A 21,481-nucleotide genomic window follows, 5' to 3' on the forward strand; every position below is an offset into this window, starting at 1 on the left:
GGATTCGAACCTGCGACCAATTGATTAAAAGTCAACTGCTCTACCAACTGAGCTAACGACCCGATGGTGGGTGATGACGGGCTCGAACCGCCGACCCCCTCCTTGTAAGGGAGGTGCTCTACCAACTGAGCTAATCACCCGTTTCGGTGCGACAGTTATCAAAGATGGTGGGTGATGACGGGCTCGAACCGCCGACCCCCTCCTTGTAAGGGAGATGCTCTACCAACTGAGCTAATCACCCCCGCTGTGTGGAGTCGCATTATAGGGAGAGTTGGAAATGAGTCAACGCTTTTTAAAACGAAAATGTTTGTTCGTCTTAAAATTAGGCAGCCTGTCGCGCTTTTAGTCGAAACCCTGGCGAAGAGACATGAAAATTCAGCGGCCTGGCGCATCAACGCCGGGTTTGCCGTTGAGGAATCAGGGGCAGGTGATAGAATATGCGCACTGGAACCATGCATGAAAATCATCTTTTCTGTCATTTCGCAGAAATCTGCGCACTAAGGCAAGCTCAATGAAAATCAAAACCCGTTTCGCGCCGAGTCCAACCGGTTACCTGCACGTCGGCGGCGCCCGCACCGCGCTCTATTCCTGGCTGTTCGCCCGCAATCACGGCGGCGAGTTCGTGCTGCGTATTGAAGATACCGATCTGGAGCGTTCCACCCAGCAGGCTATCGACGCCATTATGGATGGCATGAACTGGCTGAACCTGGACTGGGATGAGGGCCCTTACTATCAGACCAAACGCTTTGATCGCTACAATGCGGTGATCGATGAGATGCTGGAAGCGGGAACGGCCTATAAATGCTACTGCTCGAAAGAGCGTCTGGAGCAGCTGCGCGAAACGCAAATGGCGAACGGCGAAAAGCCGCGCTACGACGGCCACTGCCGCGACAGCCATGAGCACCATGCCGATAACGAGCCGCACGTTGTGCGCTTCCGCAACCCGCAGGAAGGCTCCGTGGTGTTTGACGATCAGATCCGCGGTCCGATCGAATTCAGCAATCAGGAGCTGGACGATCTGATTATCCGCCGCACCGACGGTTCGCCGACCTATAACTTCTGCGTGGTGATCGATGACTGGGATATGGGCATCACCCATGTGATCCGCGGCGAAGATCATATCAACAACACGCCGCGCCAGATTAATATCCTGAAGGCGATCGGCGCGCAGGTGCCGGTCTATGCGCACGTTTCAATGATCCTCGGCGACGACGGCAAGAAGCTTTCCAAGCGTCACGGCGCGGTTGGCGTCATGCAGTACCGCGACGACGGCTATCTGCCGGAAGCGCTGCTGAACTATCTGGTGCGTCTGGGCTGGTCTCACGGCGATCAGGAGATCTTCTCTGTCGATGAGATGAAGCAGCTGTTCTCGCTGGATGCGGTGAGCAAATCCGCCAGCGCCTTCAACACGGAGAAGCTGCAATGGCTGAACCATCACTATATTAATACGCTGCCGCCGGAATATGTGGCGACTCATCTGCAATGGCATATCGAGCAGGCGCAGATCGACACCCGTACCGGCCCAGAGCTGGCTCAGCTGGTGAAGCTGCTGGGCGAACGCTGCAAAACCCTGAAAGAGATGGCCGCTTCTTGCCGCTATTTCTATGAGGAATTCGATGCCTTTGACGCCGACGCAGCGAAGAAACATCTGCGTCCGGTGGCGCGTCAGCCGCTGGAGCTGGTGCGTGACAAGCTGGCCGCTATCAGCGACTGGACAGCGGAAAACGTCCATCACGCGATTCAGGCGACGGCGGACGAGCTGGAAGTGGGCATGGGCAAAGTCGGCATGCCGCTGCGCGTTGCGGTGACCGGCGCCGGCCAGTCGCCTGCGCTGGATGTCACTGTTCAGGCGATCGGCAAATCACGCGCCGTGGCGCGTATCGAAAAGGCGCTGGCCTTTATCAGCGAGCGCGAAGCGCAGGGTTAATTTTTCTGCTGCATAAAAAAACCGGAAGCGCGCTTCCGGTTTTTTTTTACTTATCTTCAATATCCAGCCGCTGCAACAATCCTTTCACCCCTTCGCGCAACAGGAGATTTTGCAGCCTTTCCTGTTCCGGCGGCGTCATTTGCTGAGCGAAAGAGAGCAACAGGGCAGGCAGGGAATTCGGCTTCGCCAGATAGGTGCCTGCAGGTTCGGCGGCGTGACGCGCGGCGTTCAGATAATGCGTTACACGCTCATCGATTTTCACAATACGCGCTTTGCCGCCCTGAACGCCGGGTTTTGGCTGCGTAATCCATCCCTCGCGCTTAATCCACTTGTTGATTGTCTGGCGCGTGTAGCCTGTCCGCTGGGCAAGTTCGTCCGGCGTTAACCATTCCTCTTTCACGTTTCAGTCCCTGTAAACTTAAGCAACAGGCGGATATATTACATGAAAACGTGACGCGATTAACTAACGTGGATCACTAACAGAAAAAGTGATCTCCTCCACCCGCAGGCGAAGGAGAAAGAGATTAACGCGGGGTGGTCGCCGCTTCCGCAGCCGGGCGGTAAGCAAGGAAATAGGCGAGGGCAACGAACACGGCGCCGCCGACGGCGTTCCCCAGGAACACGGCGACAAAGTTCGGCAGGTAGTCCGCCCAGGTCAGCTGACCGGCGAAAATGGCGGCCGGGACGATAAACATGTTCGCGACCACGTGCTGAAAGCCGATAGCGACAAACGCCATCACCGGGAACCAGGCGCCGAAGATTTTACCCACCACATCTTTACTGGCGAACGCCAGCCAGACGGCCAGACAAACCAGCCAGTTACAGCCGATGCCGGAAATAAAAGCGTGCGTGAAGTCTGCGTTAACTTTCGCGCTGGCGATCGCGACGGTCTTATTCAGATAATCGCCTTCAGTCATGCCGAGGATATGGCCGAAGAACCACGCTACGGCGATGCTGCCGATAAAGTTAGCGATGGTAATCCAGAACCAGTTGCGCAGCAGGCTGAAACCGCTGATCTGACGAGCAAACCAGGCGATAGGCATCGTCAGCATATTGCCAGTCAGCAGCTCGCCGCCGGCAAGAATCGTCAGGATCAGGCCCACCGGGAATACCGCAGCGCCAAGAAAGCCGCCAAAGGAGCCCCAGTCAGCAGGCAGTTTGTTGATAACATGCAGATCGAGCAGGAAGCCGACAGCAATAAACGCGCCGGCCATAAAGCCGAGGATCAGCAGCGATGAAACGGGAAGACGGCTTTTCGTCACGCCGGACTGAATAGCGATAGCGGCGATTTCTTTAGGTGAATGCAAGGACATAGTAGCTCTGGTGTTAGTCAAAGAGTCATGCAGGTTTTCACTTCTCGTTAGCCGCAGAACACGGCCGGAGCGGAAGCGATGAACCGTTCGATTAATTAGCGTGCGAAGTTTTGCATAGCAAATTAACAATAACAAGCGACTTTTTGTAATGACATTAACGCCAAATTAACATTTAAATAGCCGTCCGCTGCGTTGTGTAGTGGGAAATCTTTCCACAACGGCAACTGACCTTATGACCTGCTTTACGCCGGGCCATGAGGGAGGATTATGCGGCGCGCTGTCATATTTCCTCTGCAACCTAACGCCTTGATTGACGCCTTTTTCAGCGATCAAACACAGATTTAAAATTTGCCGTTGACACCCTGGGGGCGGTTTCATATTATGCGCTCCGTCAACACGACACGATTATCCGGTACGGGGCTATAGCTCAGCTGGGAGAGCGCTTGCATGGCATGCAAGAGGTCAGCGGTTCGATCCCGCTTATCTCCACCATACTTTCTGTTCGATCCCTTTTATTCCTCTCTTTTCTGTTCAATCGCATTCAGCTTTCTGTTTATTCCTTGTGCATTTCCATGCGGTTTTTAGCCTGTTCCAACGCGTTTTCTGCATATATACGCCTTCCTGGGCGGAACCTGTCGGTTAAGCGCATCACATTGCCTCCTTCCGCTGCTGCTGTTTTCCGCTTTTGCTGCTGGCCGCCTGACCGGGCCCATAAAAAAACCGGGCAAGAGCCCGGTCTTTTTCATTCGTAAACGGCTTAGCTAAGCACCAGGCCTGCGATAGAGGCTGACAGCACGCTAACCAGCGTAGAGCCGTACAGCAGCTTCAGACCAAAGCGCGACACCACGTTGCCCTGCTCTTCATGCAGACCTTTAATCGCACCGGCAACGATGCCGATGGAGGAGAAGTTAGCAAAAGAGACCAGGAAAACAGACAGGATGCCTTCGCCGCGCGGGGAGAGCTGACCAGCGATTTTCTGCAGATCCATCATCGCCACGAATTCGTTGGAAACCAGCTTGGTCGCCATGATGCTGCCTACCTGCAACGCTTCGCTGCTCGGCACGCCCATCACCCAGGCAAACGGGAAGAAGACATAGCCGAGAACGCCCTGGAAGCTGATGCCGAAGATGGCGTCAAACAGCGCGTTAATGCCGGAGATCAGCGCGATAAAGCCAATCAGCATCGCCGCCACGATAATCGCTACGCGGAAACCGGCAAGGATATATTCGCCCAGCATTTCAAAGAAGCTCTGGCCTTTATGCAGGTCGTTCAGCTGCAGGTCTTCTTCGCTGTCGACGCGATACGGGTTGATCAATGACAGCACGATAAAGGTGCTAAACATATTCAACACCAGCGCAGCGACTACATACTTGGGCTGCAGCATGGTCATATAGGCGCCGACGATAGACATGGAAACGGTAGACATCGCGGTAGCGGCCATAGTGTACATACGGCGCTGCGACATCTGTCCCAGGATATCTTTATAGGCGATAAAGTTTTCTGACTGCCCCAGGATCAGTGAACTGACCGCATTAAAAGATTCCAGTTTGCCCATGCCGTTGATTTTCGACAGTACCGTACCGATAGCGCGAATAACGATGGGAAGAATACGGAAATGCTGCAAAATACCAATCAGCGCGGAGATAAAGACAATCGGGCAGAGAACATTGAGGAAGAAAAACGCCAGGCCTTTGTCATTCATACCACCGAATACGAAGTTGGTCCCTTCAGCCGCGTATTTCAACAGGTAATCAAACAGGCCGGCAAAGCCTTTTACGAATCCCAGGCCAGCTTCAGAGTTAAGGAAGAACCACGCAAGCAGTACCTCGATCACTAACAGCTGTATGATAAAACGGACGCGGATGTTTTTACGATCGCGGCTCACCAGCAAGGCCAGCAACGCAACCACAACCAGCGCCAGAACAAAATGCAAAATGCGGGACATGTATGCTCCAATTTTGAGGCAGGTTATATTTCGCTGCGTATTCTATGTAACACCGGGCGTAAAAACGAGATCAAGTCCACAATATAACAATTGCCTATCGCTGCTCGCGTCAGAAAAGACTGCCGGATCACAACTGTAACACTGATTAAAAAAACCACATATTCATTGTTAACATTCTGGTCATGGCATACAGTTAATGCGTTGCTGAAATTTTAACAGTCGGCTATTCTGGAATAAAGTATAGCCATTGCTATACTTTATAGCGCGAGCTATCACAGCGATAACGACAATCATATTTTACCTTGGTTAATGTCCCTTTACCCTGTAAGGGTGACAAAAACGTTCAGACAGGATAACGACTATGTTAGAAAGCCGCACCGCGGAACGAGCAGCACGCGGAGCCCGTAAGGTAAAGCTGGCTCTGTTGGGACCGGCTTTCGTTGCGGCGATTGGCTATATCGATCCGGGCAACTTCGCGACCAATATTCAGGCCGGCGCCTCCTATGGCTATAAACTGCTGTGGGTCGTGGTGTGGGCCAACGTCATGGCGATGGTGATCCAGCTGATGTCCGCCAAGCTCGGCATCGCCACCGGGAAAAATCTCGCCGAGCATATCCGCGACCGCTTTCCGCGTCCGGCCGTCTGGTTCTACTGGGTGCAGGCGGAAATTATCGCCATGGCTACCGATCTGGCGGAATTTATCGGCGCCGCGCTCGGCTTTAAGATGCTGCTCGGCATCTCACTGTTGCAGGGCGCGGTGCTGACCGGCGTCGCCACCTTCTTAATTTTGATGCTGCAAAATCGCGGGCAAAAGCCGCTGGAGCTGGTTATCGGCGGGCTGCTGCTGTTTGTCGCCGCCGCCTATATCGTCGAGCTGTTCTTTTCGCAGCCGAAAATGACCGAGCTGCTGCAGGGAATGGCGCTGCCTTCGCTGCCGACCGCCGACGCGGTGTTTCTTGCGGCGGGCGTGCTGGGCGCGACCATTATGCCGCACGTTATCTATCTGCACTCGTCGCTGACGCAAAACGGCGGGCGCGGCAGCTCGCGTGGCGAACGCTACTCTTCAACCAAGCTCGATGTGGCGATCGCCATGACGATTGCCGGATTCGTTAACCTGGCGATGATGGCGACGGCGGCGGCAGCCTTTCACTTTAACGGCCATTCCGGCGTGGCGGATCTCGATCAGGCCTACCTGACGCTGAAGCCGCTGTTAAGCGACGCCGCGGCGCTGGTCTTCGGCCTGAGCCTGGTAGCGGCTGGCCTCTCTTCTACGGTAGTAGGCACGCTGGCGGGGCAGGTGGTGATGCAGGGATTTATTCATTTCCATATTCCGCTCTGGCTGCGTCGTGCGATCACCATGCTGCCTTCTTTTATTGTCATTATGGCGGGATGGGATCCGACGCGCATCCTGGTGATGAGCCAGGTGCTGCTGAGCTTCGGCATTGCGCTGGCGCTGGTGCCGCTGCTGGTGTTTACCGGCAAGCAGGAGCTGATGGGCGATATGACCAACTCGCGTATTATGCAAACCGTAGGCTGGGTTATCGTGGTGCTGGTGGTGGCGCTGAACATCTACCTGCTGGCAGGCGAGGCGCTGGGGCTGGGTTGAGTGCAGAGCCCGACCGCGCGGCATTAACTTCAGCCTGACCATTGCCGCCTTTGTAGCAAGGCCCGCGTTATCCATAACGCGGGCCTTCTGTTATCCGGCTTCGCGGGGGTTAATCATGATGATGGCGGCGGCCTTCCCACTGCTGATGCCGCCATTCACGGGCGCGTTCATGATTGCGCCATTCCCGATCCCGGCGCCATTCGCGGTCGCGTTCACGATGACGCCATTCCCGCTCCTGACGCCATTCATGGCGCTGCCAATCCCGGTTGCGCTGCCACTGCTCGCGACGCCACTGTTCGTGACGCCACCAGCGACCGCGTTGCCATTCGTAACGGTCATGCCACCAGCGTCCGTCGCGCCAGCGTCCGCCGTCCCAATAACGACCATGACGATCGCGGTCGCCCAGTTGCAGAGTAATGCCCGGGGCCAGGGTGATGGAAGCGCCGTCGGCATGTGCTGTGTGTATCGCGAAAGGTGACAAACTTGCCAGCAAAGCGGCAATAATAAGGGCGCGTTTCATATTTCTCCTTATCAGTGCGCAAACAGCAGCACTGTTGCGCCAGCATATAAATATCGCGCGCAAATAGCAGCAACTGCGTTCTGAAAAAGATAAGGTTAATCTGAATTGAGAATTTTCTGGCTGTGCGGACACAGCCAGAGAGGGGAATTAACGCAGCAGCGCGTCGATTTCCTGCAGTTCGTCCTCGCTGAGGCGGCTCTGTTGCAGCATCTGCACCGCATCATCGATCTGGCTGGTTTTGCTGGCGCCGATCAGCACGCTGGTCATCGCCGGTTGACGCAGCACCCAGGCCAGCGCCATCTGCGCCAGCTTCTGACCGCGACGCTGGGCGATCTCGTTCAGCTGCTGGACCTTCTCCATCTTCTCCTGCGTCAGCTGATCGGTGCTGAGAAAACGGCTGCCGCTGGCGGCGCGCGAATCTTCCGGCACCCCGTTCAGATAGCGATCGGTCAGCACGCCGCCGGCCAGCGGCGAAAAAGCGATGCAGCCGACGCCTTCGCGTTGCAGCACATCCAGCAGGCCACCTTCCGGCTGACGTTCAAACAGCGAATATTTTGGCTGATGGATCAGGCAGGGCGTGCCAAGGTCGCGCAGGATCTGAATCGCCTCGGCAGCGCGCTCGGCGGGATAGTTGGAAATGGCGGCGTACAGCGCTTTGCCCTGACGCACCACCTGATCGAGCGCCATCATCGTCTCTTCCAGCGGCGTTTCCGGATCGGGACGGTGATGATAAAAAATGTCGACATACTCCAGGCCCATGCGCTTCAGGCTCTGATCGAGGCTGGAGACCAGATATTTCCGCGAACCCCAGTCGCCGTAAGGGCCGTCCCACATGGTATAGCCCGCTTTGGTCGAGATAATCAGTTCATCGCGATAGCCGTGAAAATCCTCACGCAGGATGCGGCCAAAATTCTCTTCCGCCGAGCCTGGCGGCGGACCGTAATTATTAGCCAGATCGAAATGGGTGATGCCGCAGTCAAAGGCGTGACGCAGCAGCGCGCGGCTGTTATCGACGCGCGTGCTGTCGCCGAAGTTATGCCATAAGCCCAGTGAAACGGCGGGCAGCTTAAGACCGCTGCGACCAGAACGACGATACTCCATCTGCTGGTAGCGAGCGGCATCAGGTTGATAATGCATAGCGATTCCCTGAGAAAGAGGATAAATGAACAGAAGCCGCTTAGCAGTGTATACGTTTACACCTGATGAAAAGCGCGCGACGGCTCGCAATTACAGAAAAATCCTCAGGCGTAACGCCCGGTTGCCAGGCGACAACAGGGGATAACAATATCGTATGTCGACGTGCTGACAGAATAATCGATACTGAAATGACCTGATTGCGCAAGGAGTCTGCTATGTCTGCCCTAACCGTAAGTGATTATCTGCTACAGCGACTGAATGAAATCGGTATCAATCATCTGTTTGGCGTGCCGGGCGACTTTAATCTGGCATTTCTTGATCGGGTGATCGCTCATCCCCGCCTGGCGTGGGTAGGGTGCGCCAATGAACTCAACGCCGCTTATGCCGCAGACGGCTACGCCCGCAGCCAGGGCGCTGCGGCGCTGCTGACCACGTTCGGCGTTGGCGAGCTGAGCGCCATTAACGGCACGGCAGGCAGCTATGCCGAATATCTGCCGGTGATTCATATTGTTGGCGCGCCTTCGCAGCAGGCGCAGCGACGCGGCGATTTGATTCATCATTCGCTGGGTGACGGCGATTTCAGCCACTTCCTGCGTATGCAGCGCGAGGTAACCGTGGCGCAGGCGGCGCTGACCGCTGATAACGCCTGCGCCGAAATCGACCGGGTGATAACGGAAGCGCTGACGCAGCGCCGCCCCGGTTATCTGCTGCTGCCGGTAGACGTAGCCGGCGCGTCCGTGCAGGCGCCGAGGCAGTCTTTAGCCGCGCGCAGGGAAACCGATCCGCAGGCGCTGGCCGCGTTTCGCGCCGCGGCGGAAAAACGGCTTTCGTCGGCGCGCAGCGTTTCGCTGCTGGCCGATTTCCTCGCCGATCGCTTTGGCGTCCAGCAGCAGCTGGCGCACTGGCTGGAGGCGGTGCCGCTGCCGCACGCCACGCTGCTGATGGGAAAAGGGGTACTGGATGAGCAGCGACGCGGCTTTGTCGGCACCTATGCCGGCGAAGGCTGCGCTCAGGCGACGCGCAAGGCGATTGAACAGGCCGATGCGATCATCAGCGTCGGCGTACGCTTCACCGATACCATTACCGTTGGCTTCAGTCAGCGGATCGATCCTGAACGCAATATCGATTTGCAGCCTTTTAGCGCGACAGTCGCGGGCGAGCGCTTCGCGCCGCTGGCGATGACGGACGCCGTCGCCGAGCTGCAACAGCTCTGTCAGCGTTATGCCGACCGCTGGACGCTGGCCTGCTGCGATCCCGCGCCGCTGGCGCAGCCGGAACAGCCGGGTCTGACGCAAAACGCCTTCTGGCAGGCGATGCAGGCCTTTCTGCAACCGGGCGATCTCATCCTGGCGGAGCAGGGCACCGCCGCCTTCGGGGCGGCGGCGCTGCGTCTGCCTGCAGGGGCGAAGCTGGTGGTGCAGCCGCTATGGGGATCTATCGGCTATACTTTGCCGGCGACCTTCGGCGCCCAGACGGCGGAGCCGGACCGGCGCGTGATCTTGCTGATTGGCGACGGCTCCGCGCAGCTGACGGTGCAGGAGTTAAGCTCAATGATGCGCGATAACCTGAAGCCGCTGATTTTTTTGTTGAATAATGAAGGCTACACCGTTGAGCGCGCCATCAACGGCGCGGAACAGCGCTATAACGATATCGCTGCCTGGAACTGGACGCAGCTGCCGCAGGCGCTGAGCGAAGCCTGCCCGGCGCAATGCTGGCGCGTAATGGAAACGGTGCAGTTGACCGAGGTGATGAAGTTGATCGCTGACGCGCGCCGTCTGTCGCTGGTGGAAGTGGTGCTGCCGCGCCTCGATATGCCGCCGCTGTTACAGCAGGTTTCCGCTTCGCTGCATCAGCGTAATTCGGCATAGCGATTTCAGAAAGATGGTGCTGTTCAGCATGCGCTTTCACGGTTAAGGTAACGGGCGATTTGCAAAACGCTCACCTTTCTTTACGGTGAGCGTTGTTGTTTTACCGGGGGAAATTTATAGTGTCCCGTAGAGAATTGAAATAAGCGGAGCAGCAGAATAATGACTAAATACGCTTTGGTGGGCGACGTTGGCGGTACCAACGCGCGCCTGGCGCTGTGTGAAGTAGAAACTGGCCTGATCTCTCAGGTAACCACCTGGTCAACATCGGAACATCACAGCCTCGAAGCGGTGATCCGCCTGTTTCTGGAAGAGCAGCAGCAAGACGTTAAGGATGGCTGCATCGCCATCGCCTGCCCGATCACCGAAGACTGGGTCGAGATGACCAACCACGACTGGGCTTTCTCCACGCAGGCGCTGAAAGCGAGCCTGGGCTTCGATCATCTGGAAATCATCAACGATTTTACCGCCGTTTCGATGGCGATCCCGATGCTGACCGAAAACGACGTGATTCAGTTCGGCGGCGGCGCGGCGGTAAAGGATAAGCCCATCGCCGTGTACGGCGCGGGCACCGGTCTCGGCGTCGCCCATCTGGTGCATGTCGATCGCCGCTGGGTCAGCCTGCCGGGCGAGGGCGGCCATGTCGACTTCGCGCCGAACAGCGTGGAAGAAGATTTAATTTTGCAGGTGCTGCGCGAAGAGCTGGGCCACGTCTCCGCCGAGCGCGTGCTGTCAGGATCGGGGCTGGTGAATCTCTACCGCGCCATCGTGAAATCTGATAAGCGCGTGCCGGAAAACCTGAAGCCGAAAGATGTTTCCGAACGCGCGCTGGCGGACAGCTGTACCGACTGCCGCCGCGCGCTGTCCCTGTTCTGCGTGATTATGGGGCGCTTCGGCGGCAACCTGGCGCTGAACCTCGGCACCTTCGGCGGCGTCTATATCGCTGGCGGAATCGTGCCGCGCTTCCTGGAGTTCTTTAAGGCCTCCGGCTTCCGCGCCGCCTTTGAAGACAAAGGCCGCTTCCGTGACTATGTGCACGATATTCCGGTCTATATGATCACGCACGATCAGCCGGGACTGTTGGGCGCAGGCGCGCATCTGCGCCAGACGCTGGGCCGCGTGCTGTAAGGTTGTCGGCGGGCCACACGGCCCGCCGTTACAGGCGCATCAGCTGGCGAAAGGCTTTTACTTTGCTGCGGCTGACCGGCACCTGAAACTCCAGATCGCGCAGCCGCAGAAGGTAGGTATTGTTAAACCAGGGTTCGATCTCGCGAATCTTGTTCAGGTTGACGCAAAAGGAGCGATGGCAGCGGAAGAACTGATTTTCCGGCAGCCGGCTGCAAAATTCGCCGATCGTCATCGACATCACATACTCTTCCCGTCGCGTATAAACAAACGTCAGCTTCTCGTGCGCTTCCACATAGTAAATATCGTTAATGTCGGTCACGATAATGCGCTCGTCCTTCACCAGGTTAACGGTCTGCGCGCCGCCGCGCGAGGTCGGGGTTTCGGACGTCGGCTGCTGCTGCCCGTGCGCCTCCAGCTTGTGCAGCATGCTGACGATGCGCGATTCATGGTAGGGCTTGAGAATATAGTCGAACGCTTCCAGCTCAAACGCCTCCACCGCATGCTCTTTCCACGCGGTGATAAACACAATCTGCGGCCGGTGGGCGAATTTGCTGATGTTCTGCGCCAGCAGCACGCCATCCAGCGACGGAATATTGATATCGAGAAAGATCACATCCACTTCGTGATGTTGTAGAAACTTCAGTACGTCGAGTCCGTCATCGAAGCAGGCGACAATTTCAATCGCGCTGTGCTGCTTAATCATCCAGCTCAGCTCCTGCTGCGCCAGAAATTCATCTTCCACTATGATCGCTTTCACTTGCTTCTCTCTCAGGCCGTCAGGGACAGCGTTTTTTCCGGCAGCTTTTCGCCGTTTTTGCTGATGTAAAAGGCGATTTCCGTGCCGGGATGCAGCTGCGTAATCTGCAATCCGCCGCCGTAAAGCAGCTTAACGCGGTGATGCACGTTCAGCAGGCCGATCTTATTGCCGGGCATTTCATTGCGCGTCACGCGCGCGATCACCTCATCGCTGATGCCGTTGCCGGTATCGCGCACCGCGATGCGCACCCGATCGCCGTGATCCTCAACCGACAGCGTCACCACCCCTTTGCCGCGGCAGGGCTGAATGCCGTGAACGATGGCGTTCTCCACCAGCGGCTGGATCAGCAGGCTGGGCAGGGTGCAATGAAGCTCCTCGTCGATATGATAAATCATCGTCAGCTTGTCGCCGAAGCGTGCCTGCTCAATCGCAATATAGTCCTTCACCTGATAGAGCTCTTTTTTAATATCGATCGGTTCGTCATCGTTCAGCTCCAGGTTGTAGCGCAGATAACGCGACAAATTGATAATCAGCTGACGGGCGGTATCGGGATTCATGCGGATAGAGGAGGAGATGGCGTTCAGCGCGTTGAACAGAAAGTGCGGGTTGATTTTGCTTTGCAGCGCGCGCAGTTCCGCTTTGTTGGCCATCTCGCGCAGCTGCTCGGTGCGCGATACCTCCAGCTGCGTCGAGATGAGCTGCGACAGGCCGACCGCCATCTCCTTCAGCGACCCGGTGATGCGGTGCGCATGGCGATAGTAGATTTTCAGCGTGCCGGTCACTTCGCCTTTTTCCCACAGCGGGATAACGATCATTGAGTGAATATCGCGCGTGCGCCAAGCCTCATCGTTATTTTTGATAATAATTTTGCCGTAGTTAATCGCCTGGCGCGTGGTGGGGCTCAGCGCGTCGTCGCCCTGACGATAGTGCTGCTCGCCGTAGCCGACATAGGCGAGGATCTGATGTTTATTGGTGATCGCCACCGCATCGGCGTTGATATCGTTGCGGATAATGTCACACACCTTGCGCAGCGAATCGCTGTTGACGTGACGAAACAGCGGCAGGGTTTTATTGGCGATATCGAGCGCCAGCTTCGCCTGACGTGCGGCGATCGCCTCTTTTTCGCCTTCGACGCTCTGCACCAGCAGTACGATCAGGCCGATGCTGACGGCGCCGAGGATCATCGGGATAGCGATCTCAGAGACGATATCGATGCCGAGCGCCGTTGGGCGCGCCCAGAGAATAATCAGCAGCATCGTCAGAGATTCGCACAGCATGCCGCCGAGGATCCCCAGCCGCCAGCGATGCTCCTTCGCCACCTTGAGATTGATCCAGCCCGACGCGACGCCAGCGATAATGCTGGTGATCAGGCAGGGAACCGAGGAGACGCCGTGGATATCAATCAGAAAGCGGTGCAGTCCGGCGATAATTCCGGTGGCGATGCCGACCCAGGGGCCGAACAGAATGCCGCCCGACATGACGGCGATAATGCGCACGTTCAGCAGCGAACCGTCGACGTTCACCGCCGACCAGGTGCTGAACAACGCAAACAGCGAAAAGATGGCGGTCACCGCCAGCAGTTCCTGGCGCGAGTGCTCATCTTTTTGCAGCAGCTGACGGAAGTGGCGCGTGCGCGTCAGAAAGAAGAGGCAGATCAGCATCAGGGCGGCGCGGTCAAATACCGCCAGCAGCATATCGAATATGGATTGCACAGGCATCTCAAGGCTTAACACATAAACGGACATGATAGGAAATGTCATTCAGCGGCGCTATGATCTTTCGCATCGCCGTCCGTCACGCCGTTTATTTTTTTCTGTCGACAAACTGACCGTCGCCAGGCTATGTTCATTCTTCGACCACATCGGTGGTCAGCGTCGCTCGGACGGTCCGGGCGCTTACGTACTCCAGAGGATGCTATGGCTGATAACAGCTCGTCTCGTCGTTTTTCCCGTATTGAACGCCTTCCCCCTTACGTATTCAACATTACCGCTGAGCTGAAGATGGCTGCGCGTCGGCGCGGCGAAGATATTATCGATTTCAGCATGGGCAACCCGGACGGCGCTACGCCGCCGCATATCGTGGAAAAACTCTGTCAGGTGGCGCAGCGCGATGACACCCACGGCTACTCTACCTCGCGCGGCATTCCACGCCTGCGTCGCGCCATCTCCCGCTGGTATGCCGATCGCTATGCGGTCGATATCGATCCTGAATCGGAGGCGATCGTCACCATCGGCTCGAAAGAGGGACTGGCGCATCTGATGCTGGCGACGCTCGATCACGGCGACACCGTGCTGGTGCCGAATCCCAGCTACCCCATTCATATTTACGGCGCGGTAATTGCCGGCGCGCAGGTGCGTTCGGTGCCGCTGGTGGCGGGCGTCGATTTCTTTAACGAGCTGGAAAGGGCGATCCGCGAAAGCTACCCGAAGCCGAAGATGATGATCCTCGGTTTTCCCTCTAACCCTACCGCGCAGTGCGTCGAGCTGGATTTTTTCGAGCGCGTGATTGCGCTGGCGAAGCAGTACAACGTGCTGGTGGTGCACGATCTCGCCTATGCCGATATCGTCTACGACGGCTGGAAGGCGCCCTCGATTATGCAGGTGCCGGGCGCGCGCGACGTCGCGGTTGAGTTCTTCACCCTGTCGAAAAGCTACAATATGGCGGGCTGGCGCATTGGCTTTATGGTTGGCAACAAAGAGCTGGTGGCAGCGCTGGCGCGCATCAAAAGCTACCACGATTACGGCACCTTTACGCCATTGCAGGTGGCGGCCATCGCCGCGCTGGAAGGGGATCAGCAGTGCGTGCGCGATATCGCCGGGCAGTATAAGCGGCGGCGCGACGTGTTGGTGAAAGGGCTGCATGAGGCGGGCTGGATGGTGGAAATGCCGAAGGCGTCGATGTATGTCTGGGCGAAAATCCCCGAACAGTACGCGCATCTCGGTTCGCTGGAGTTCGCCAAACGGCTGTTACAGGAGGCGAAAGTCTGCGTCTCGCCCGGTGTCGGCTTCGGCGACTACGGCGATACTCATGTGCGCTTCGCGCTGATTGAAAACAGCGATCGCATACGGCAGGCGGTGCGGGGCATTAAAGCGATGTTTCGTGCCGATGGCATCTTAGCGCCGGGCGCGATGAAAAGCAGCGAAACGCCGCAGGCGTAGCGGTAAATCGGGCGACGCACGACGTCGCCCCCATTTCCGCACGGTTACAGCATCAGCACGAAGGTGCCAACCCAGACTAACAGGAAAAAAGAGATTCCCATCAACGCGTATTTCACCTGAAAACTCCTCTGAGCGGTTACGACGATGGCGATCCCCGGCCAGCGCAACGCGAACAGAACGGGAACAGGATGCCATTCTTCAGTGTGGCAACGCTGCTCCCCGGTAGCCCTGAGCAACTCAGAACGGGATCGCGCGCTAATTTACGCGGATTCGATCACAAAATAAATAGGCGCAATTCGCGCTTTTCGCCAGCTTACTTCACCTTAATTTCCGGGATCACCGACATACCGACGCGCAGGCGCGCCAGGTCGGACTGCTGCGCGTCCAGCACGTTCTTCACCGGCAGGCGCTGCACCACTTTCGTGAAGTTGCCGGTGGCGTTGTCCGCCGCGATCACCGAGAAGGTGGCGCCGGTCGCCGGCGCGATGCTGTCGACGCGTCCGTGGAAACGATGGCCGGGCAGGGCGTCGACAACGATTTCAACCGGCTGGCCCGGCTTCACATCAGTCAGCTGCGTTTCCAGGTAGTTGGCGATAATGTAGCTTTGCTGCAACGGCACCAGCGCCAGCAGGCGCGTGCCGGCGGAGACGTAAGCGCCCTGACGCAGCGCGCGCTGTCCCACCATGCCGCCGATCGGCGCCACGATGCGCGTATAAGAAAGATTCAGCTTCGCCTGATCCACCGCCGCTTTAGCCGCGGCGATCTCCGCTTCCGCCTGCTTCTGAGCGGCCAGCAGGATGGCGGTCTGTTTTTCCGCCGCCAGCACGGCGGCGCGGTTCTGCTCAACCTGCGCCGTGGCGGAGCGCATCGCCGAGCTGGCTTTCTGCTGCTCGTCGGCGGTGGCGGTTCCGCTCTGCAACAGGCGGCGATAGCGCTCGGCGTTTTGCCCGGCGTAGCTGAGCGTCGCCTGGCTGGCGTTTACCGCCGCCCTGTTTTGCGCGATCACCGCCTGCTGTTGTTCACGTTGCGCCTGTATACCAGCGAGCTTCGCCTCGCTCAGTTGCAGGTTGGCTTCGGCGCTCTCCAGCGCCACGCGGTAGTCGCGGTCATCCAGCGTGGCGAGTAGGTCGCCCGCCTTTACCTGCTGGTTGTCGCGCACCCGCACGTCGCGAATGTAGCCGGAAACCTTCGGCGCCACCAGCGTATAGTCAGCGGTCACCCAGGCGTCGTCGGTGCGATAGTCGGCGCGCGTCATAGCGGACCAGATAAAGAAGGCGATAGCCAGTAGAACGATCAGCAGCACCGCCAGCAGGCCGGTGCGTTTAGCAGGTGTAAAAGACATCATCAGATTCCCGGTTTCGGCGTAACAGGTTGTTGTAATAAGGTTTGCGGCGGCCAGACGCGCTTCGGCAGCCAGGCGGTTAGCAGGATCAGCAGCAGCGCGAAGGCGATCAGCATCAGGTAGGCGTCGCTGATGCTTAACACCTGCGCCTGATGCTTAACCAGCGTGGCGAAACGGCCGATATTTTCCGTCGTGCTGATGCTGCCGTCGGGCAGCAGCGGCGCGGTGGCGCTGGCTTCGCTGGCAGAAGGGGCGCTCAGCAGCCAGCCGCGGCTGGCTGCGCCGTCGAGCAGAATATGAGAGTGGAACTGTTCGCGATGGCTGATAAACCACTCCACCAGCGTCCCGGCCGCCACGCTGGAAAAGCCGCGTACGGTATTGAACATCGCGGACGCGAAGGGGCCTTCCGGCGGCTGCACCACCGACGTGGCGCTCATCAGCACCGGCAGGATCATCATCGGCTGGCCAAAGGCCTGCATCGTCTGTATCAGCCAGAAATTTTCTCGCGCCCAGTCGGTCGTCACCTGCGAACCCATGATGCAGGACGCCGCCAGCAGCAGCGCGCCGCAGGTCAGCATCCAACGGCAGTCAAGCCAGCGAATGTTCAGCAGCATCGCCATAAATGGGGCGATCAACAGCTGCGGCGCGCCGATGGCCAGCGCCAGCGGCGCAAACTGCGCGGTGCGGAATCCCTCCACCTGCGCAAAATAAGCCGAGGGCAGCGCCGATCCCGATAGCGCGACCAGCAGCACGCCCGCCAGCGTCAGCAGTCCGTGGGTAAAGTTGGGACGCGACAGCATCTGTAACCGGAACAGCGGCAGCGGATGAAACCATTCATTAATCAGGAAAACGATCAGCAGCGCCGCGCTCGTCAGCAGCATGCCGACAATCAACGGCGAGCTGAGCCAGTCGAGCCGCTCGCCATGATTTAACGCCAGCACCAGCAGCGCCACGCCGCTACAGCCGGTCGCCATGCCGAACAGATCGATCTGGCGGAAACGCTCGAAGCGTGTCGGGTCCTGCGGGATGCCCCAGCCGATGAGCAGCATGGCGATCAGCATCGCCGGGATCACCTGCCAGAAGACAAATGCCCAGCCGACGCTGTCGGTCCAGAACGCGGCCAGCGTCGCCGCCATATTCGGTCCGAAGGTAGCGGTTAAGGCGTAGGCGCTCAGGCCGTAAAGCTTAAACGGCGGCGGCAAAAAGCGCAGCGCGACCGTCATCAGCAGCGGCGGCAGAGCGCCGCCGAAGATGCCCTGCAGCACGCGCAGCGCCAGAAACAGCGGATAGTGCGTGACAAAAGGCAGCAGCGCCGCGACCAGGCCGAAGCCGAACGCCACGGCAAGCGCGAATCGGCGCAGGGAGAGCGTAACGGCGAACCAGGGGGCGATCATCATCGCCGCGACTTCCGCCGCCTGATAGCCCGCAATCAGCCAGCTGCCCTGGTCATAGCTGATGCCCAGCGCGGCGCGAATATCCGCCAGCGCGATATCAGTGACGCGATCGTTCAGGCCGGACGAGAGCGCGGCGATCAGCACCCCAACCAGCCCCAGCGCCAGTCGCAGGGTAAAAGGGTGGGGAGCCGGTGCAGCGGCAGGCTGACCGTTCATAGCAGGTACTCCATTGTCTTCTTATAATGAGGTGGTGTATCGGGATGCGATGCAACAGGCGCGCAATCTTACATTGTGATTAGATGTATTGCAATGTGGTACAGGGTGGGAAAGCGCGATAAAACGCGCTACAGTATCGGCGCCTTTCATGGAAAGAGAAGATCATGTCTGAAAAACCGCATCATCGTGACGATGAAAAAACGGGCGGCATCCAGGTTATTGCACGCGCAGCCAATATTCTTAACGCATTGGGAGAACACCCCGGCGGCATGAGCCTGGGCGAGATTGCGCAGGCGGTCGAGCTGCCGCGCTCTACCGTGCAGCGTATCGTGGCGGCGCTGGATGCCGCCCAAATGGTGCGCAGCCATGGCGCAGGCGGCGTGCGTCTGGGGCCGGCGCTTCTGCGTCTGATCTCCAGCGTGCATACGGATGTGGTGGAGGTGACGCGTCCGGCGTTGCAGGCGTTGAGCGACGCCACCGGCGAAACGGTCTCGCTGGCGCGCGCCAGCGGCACGCAGCTGGCGATCGTGCATTTTATCGTGGCCGACCGCGAGCTGCGGGTGGTGCCGAGAATGGGGCTGAACCTGCCGCTCTACAGCACCTCCGGCGGACGCGCGCTGCTGGCGCTGGAATGCGATGAGGATGTGCGCACGCTGGTGGGCGAATCCTGGGACGCCATCACAGAGAACACCATTAAAACGCTGCCGGAGCTGCTGCGGCAACTGAAAGCGATCCGACAAACCGGCGTTTCCTTCGATCGCGGTGAAACGCTGGAAGGCATCTCCACCATGGGCGTAGCGATCGATACCCTGCTGGGCCGTTTTGCTGTTTCGCTGCTGGTGCCGGCGGCGCGCTTCCAGAAGAATGAGGCGCTCTATCGCCATGAAATACTAAAATGTAAAGAAGCGATGACGCGCGAAATCGGCAAACATCTGGCGCATGACTGAGGAACAGACAATATGGCAATGATACTGGTGGCAATTGATAATTCGGACGTCTCCCGAAAAGTGGTGTCGCTGGCGGCGGAGCAGGCGCGGGCGTTAAAAACGCAGGTCATGGTGCTCTGCTGCATCGATCCCGCCTACGCCACCTACGGCGAGCCGCTGGAAATTACCGCGGGAGAAGATCCGGCTGATTTTGGCGCGGCGCTGGATGAACAGAACACCGCCGAGCTGGTGATCCGTCATGCGCTGGCGCAGCTGCTGAGCGCAGGCATTGAAGCGCGCGGACGCGTGATAGCAGGCGAATCGGCGGAAACGATCGTCGCGCAGGCCGCCGCGCTGGACGCGCAGATGATCATTATGGGACGGCGTCATCTTTCGCCGTTTAATCGCCTGTTAAAGGGATCGGTCAGCGCGGCGGTCATTGAGCGCGCGCATTGTCCGGTGCTGGTCGACGTGCGCGCTCAGTAAACGCCATCGCGCGGGAAGCCAATGTTGACGCATTATTTTATTATCGCCGCCGTTTTACTGGCGGCGCTGCTGTTGTCGCTGTGGCGTTTATTCCGACAGAAGCGGCTTGCCGGGCGGACTGTCCTGCTGCTCAGTCTTTTTGGCGCCCTGGCCCTCGGCGGCGCGCTGGGACTTTACCGTTACGTGATATTGCCGGAGCGGCTTCTGCAGGCGCGGATTGATGCGGCGCAGCAGCAGATGCGGCGTCTGCCGGGCTACCGTATTGTACAGCAGCAGGAACCGGCGCTGTGGCGTCAGCTAAACGCGGAGCTGGCGACGGAGATCCGTGCTGGCGCTTCGCCCTCCCAGGCCACGGGCGCATCACGCGCCATGCTGGCCGATCTCCTTAATCAGCGTATTGGCCACGCCGGCGATGAGGCGATCAATCACTATATCAGCGTATCGCTCCGACAGATGGAAAGCCTGCGCGCCCGTGATGTACAGCTCTGCTTTCGCTTTCTTTTTCCGCAGGTCGGAGGCGGCGTTAACCTGAATGATGCACTGCCGGAAAGTCTGGTCCAGGACGATCTGAATGGAATAGAGCAGCTGCTGCGGGACAGCGTCGGACCGGAGCGGCCTGTTGATTTACGCGCCGCTCACCAGCATCTTAACGATGTCGTGCAGCAACTTTACCTGAAGTGGGGCAGCGATTTGCAATGGCTGAACGCGCCTGCTGACGCCCATGTCAACCGGCAAAAGATGTGTGATATGACCATCGATCTCTACCGCGCTATCCTCGCACTTCCGCACAAACAATCCGCCAATATTCTGCGTATGATGCTTAGCGCCAACGCCGGATAACAGATAAAAAAATGCCCGCAATGCGCGGGCGTTGAATAAGCAGATTATTGATATTTATAGTAATAAACCTGGTGTATGGCACAGACATTGTGGCGTCTGAAGAGATAATCGCACCTTAGCGGTAACAGCACTAACTGTTAATCTGAATCGATTCAATTGGCAAAACCGCCCTAAGCCGTGCCGCTTTGAGGGAGATTCCGATTGTACGTTCATGCCTGCCTGTTAAGATGCCGCACCAGCATAAGGAAGATAAATGAAGAGTAAAATTTACGGCGCTCTGGCGCTGTTTTTATTAGCAGGCTGTACGTCCAACAAACCAGGCGCCTTTGAGCGTGTTGACGAAGATCCCGTTTCGCATACCGTGCAGTATCGTTATCAACCGCAGAAAGTGGATAAAACGGCCATGGAGCTCGATGTGGCGCGCTATTGCGAAGCAAAAGGCTTTGACCTGGTCGATCCGCTGCCTCCGAAAGACAGCAATATCCCCGGGCTGAAAACCGCCTGGTATCAATGTAATTACGCATTGAAAGGCTGATAAAAGAAAAGGGCGAGAATATTCTCGCCCAACTTTTCTTGCTTTATATTTATTATATTGCTGTGTGCAGGCTTTGCCCGCGAGACGCATTGCTGTGACGCGCCTGTTTAGAATTTTTACCATCCGCGATGGTGATGGTGCCAGCCGTGATGATTCCCGCGATCGTGATGCCAGCCCGGACCGGGCCCGCGGTCGTGAGCAATTATACAACCGCTTAGCATGCTGACAATGGCCAGAACAGAAGCACTTTTTATCATTATTCTCATCATGAAATCCTTCTTTCTCTTAATGAACGTAACATTACGATCTAAAAGTGAAGGAATAACGTCACCATTGTAGAGTTAATTAGGCAATTATTTACAAATGTTTCATTGCGAATAAGAGTA

19 protein-coding genes and 3 tRNA genes are annotated in these 21,481 nt (G+C 57.7%); 10 read left to right on the forward strand and 12 right to left on the reverse strand.

The genetic code is table 11. The annotated features are described in order from the left end of the window. Positions 1-64: 64 nt before the first annotated feature. Together MYY08_RS07880 and MYY08_RS07885 are read right to left on the reverse strand one after the other, a co-directional pair. Positions 65-140, reverse strand: a tRNA-Val gene (locus tag MYY08_RS07880). Positions 141-165: 25 nt separating this feature from the next. Next, positions 166-241: transfer RNA gene (locus MYY08_RS07885), tRNA-Val, on the reverse strand. Positions 242-511: 270 nt separating this feature from the next. Here MYY08_RS07885 and gltX point away from each other — a divergent pair. Further along, a complete protein-coding gene (gene gltX, locus MYY08_RS07890; protein ID WP_038624914.1) occupies positions 512-1,927 on the forward strand; it encodes a glutamate--tRNA ligase in 1,416 nt (471 codons plus the stop codon). 46 nt (positions 1,928-1,973) lie between these two features. On the opposite strand, the gene MYY08_RS07895 is transcribed toward gltX, so the two are convergent. Together MYY08_RS07895 and MYY08_RS07900 are read right to left on the reverse strand one after the other, a co-directional pair. Then, entirely contained in the window at positions 1,974-2,327 is a 354-nt protein-coding gene (locus tag MYY08_RS07895) for a YfeC-like transcriptional regulator (protein WP_038624916.1), read from the reverse strand. Positions 2,328-2,451: 124 nt separating this feature from the next. Further along, a complete protein-coding gene (locus MYY08_RS07900; RefSeq protein ID WP_038624918.1) occupies positions 2,452-3,240 on the reverse strand; it encodes a formate/nitrite transporter family protein in 789 nt (262 codons plus the stop codon). Positions 3,241-3,656: 416 nt separating this feature from the next. Here MYY08_RS07900 and MYY08_RS07905 point away from each other — a divergent pair. Beyond that, positions 3,657-3,732, forward strand: a tRNA-Ala gene (locus MYY08_RS07905). A gap of 265 nt (positions 3,733-3,997) precedes the next feature. Here MYY08_RS07905 and MYY08_RS07910 read toward each other — a convergent pair. Next, the gene (locus MYY08_RS07910; protein ID WP_038624920.1) at positions 3,998-5,185 is read right to left on the reverse strand and encodes a NupC/NupG family nucleoside CNT transporter; all 1,188 of its coding nucleotides are present in this window, start codon (positions 5,183-5,185) and stop codon (positions 3,998-4,000) included. Between the two features lie 352 nt (positions 5,186-5,537). Here MYY08_RS07910 and MYY08_RS07915 point away from each other — a divergent pair, with 352 nt between their 5' ends. Continuing rightward, positions 5,538-6,791: an Nramp family divalent metal transporter gene (locus MYY08_RS07915; protein WP_288013880.1), complete on the forward strand. Its 1,254-nt coding sequence runs from the start codon at positions 5,538-5,540 to the stop codon at positions 6,789-6,791. A gap of 109 nt (positions 6,792-6,900) precedes the next feature. Here MYY08_RS07915 and MYY08_RS07920 read toward each other — a convergent pair whose 3' ends face one another. Continuing rightward, positions 6,901-7,311 (reverse strand): DUF2502 domain-containing protein, encoded by a 411-nt coding sequence (locus MYY08_RS07920; protein WP_084970593.1) that lies wholly within the window; start codon positions 7,309-7,311, stop codon positions 6,901-6,903. 147 nt (positions 7,312-7,458) lie between these two features. Next, complete coding sequence (gene mgrA, locus MYY08_RS07925) at positions 7,459-8,448, reverse strand: L-glyceraldehyde 3-phosphate reductase (RefSeq protein ID WP_038624926.1); 990 nt, start codon at positions 8,446-8,448, stop codon at positions 7,459-7,461. Between the two features lie 215 nt (positions 8,449-8,663). On the opposite strand from mgrA, the gene MYY08_RS07930 reads away from it, so the two are divergent. Beyond that, complete coding sequence (locus tag MYY08_RS07930; protein ID WP_038624928.1) at positions 8,664-10,316, forward strand: alpha-keto acid decarboxylase family protein; 1,653 nt, start codon at positions 8,664-8,666, stop codon at positions 10,314-10,316. 159 nt (positions 10,317-10,475) lie between these two features. Further along, complete coding sequence (gene glk, locus MYY08_RS07935) at positions 10,476-11,441, forward strand: glucokinase (protein WP_038624930.1); 966 nt, start codon at positions 10,476-10,478, stop codon at positions 11,439-11,441. A 28-nt stretch (positions 11,442-11,469) separates the two neighbouring features. On the opposite strand, the gene MYY08_RS07940 is transcribed toward glk, so the two are convergent. Both MYY08_RS07940 and MYY08_RS07945 read right to left on the reverse strand, forming a co-directional pair. Further along, positions 11,470-12,198 carry a LytR/AlgR family response regulator transcription factor gene (locus MYY08_RS07940; protein WP_038624932.1) on the reverse strand — a complete coding sequence of 243 codons (729 nt, stop codon included), beginning with the start codon at positions 12,196-12,198 and terminating at the stop codon, positions 11,470-11,472. 11 nt (positions 12,199-12,209) lie between these two features. After that, complete coding sequence (locus MYY08_RS07945; RefSeq protein ID WP_038624934.1) at positions 12,210-13,892, reverse strand: sensor histidine kinase; 1,683 nt, start codon at positions 13,890-13,892, stop codon at positions 12,210-12,212. Between the two features lie 222 nt (positions 13,893-14,114). Here MYY08_RS07945 and alaC point away from each other — a divergent pair, with 222 nt between their 5' ends. Beyond that, complete coding sequence (gene alaC / locus MYY08_RS07950; protein WP_038624936.1) at positions 14,115-15,356, forward strand: alanine transaminase; 1,242 nt, start codon at positions 14,115-14,117, stop codon at positions 15,354-15,356. A gap of 44 nt (positions 15,357-15,400) precedes the next feature. Here alaC and ypdK read toward each other — a convergent pair whose 3' ends face one another. From ypdK to MYY08_RS07965, 3 genes are all read right to left on the reverse strand, one after another. Continuing rightward, positions 15,401-15,472 carry a membrane protein YpdK gene (ypdK, locus tag MYY08_RS07955; RefSeq protein ID WP_103790920.1) on the reverse strand — a complete coding sequence of 24 codons (72 nt, stop codon included), beginning with the start codon at positions 15,470-15,472 and terminating at the stop codon, positions 15,401-15,403. Between the two features lie 197 nt (positions 15,473-15,669). Beyond that, the gene (locus MYY08_RS07960; protein ID WP_288013881.1) at positions 15,670-16,698 is read right to left on the reverse strand and encodes an HlyD family secretion protein; all 1,029 of its coding nucleotides are present in this window, start codon (positions 16,696-16,698) and stop codon (positions 15,670-15,672) included. A 2-nt stretch (positions 16,699-16,700) separates the two neighbouring features. Next, complete coding sequence (locus tag MYY08_RS07965; protein WP_104951552.1) at positions 16,701-18,308, reverse strand: MFS transporter; 1,608 nt, start codon at positions 18,306-18,308, stop codon at positions 16,701-16,703. Between the two features lie 164 nt (positions 18,309-18,472). Between MYY08_RS07965 and MYY08_RS07970 the strand changes: the two genes are divergently transcribed. The 4 genes from MYY08_RS07970 (at position 18,473) to MYY08_RS07985 (ending at position 21,095) form a co-directional block, all read left to right on the forward strand. After that, positions 18,473-19,255 (forward strand): IclR family transcriptional regulator, encoded by a 783-nt coding sequence (locus tag MYY08_RS07970; protein ID WP_038624943.1) that lies wholly within the window; start codon positions 18,473-18,475, stop codon positions 19,253-19,255. A gap of 12 nt (positions 19,256-19,267) precedes the next feature. Beyond that, a complete protein-coding gene (locus tag MYY08_RS07975) occupies positions 19,268-19,720 on the forward strand; it encodes a universal stress protein (RefSeq protein ID WP_038624945.1) in 453 nt (150 codons plus the stop codon). A 21-nt stretch (positions 19,721-19,741) separates the two neighbouring features. Next, positions 19,742-20,560: a hypothetical protein gene (locus MYY08_RS07980; RefSeq protein WP_038624948.1), complete on the forward strand. Its 819-nt coding sequence runs from the start codon at positions 19,742-19,744 to the stop codon at positions 20,558-20,560. 253 nt (positions 20,561-20,813) lie between these two features. After that, on the forward strand, positions 20,814-21,095 hold the full coding sequence (locus MYY08_RS07985) for a putative periplasmic lipoprotein (protein ID WP_038624949.1): 282 nt from the start codon (positions 20,814-20,816) through the stop codon (positions 21,093-21,095). Positions 21,096-21,481: the final 386 nt, after the last annotated feature.

It is taken from the genome of Mixta sp. (assembly GCF_024610815.1).
In the GTDB taxonomy this organism is placed as follows: Bacteria; Pseudomonadota; Gammaproteobacteria; order Enterobacterales; family Enterobacteriaceae; genus Mixta; species Mixta calida.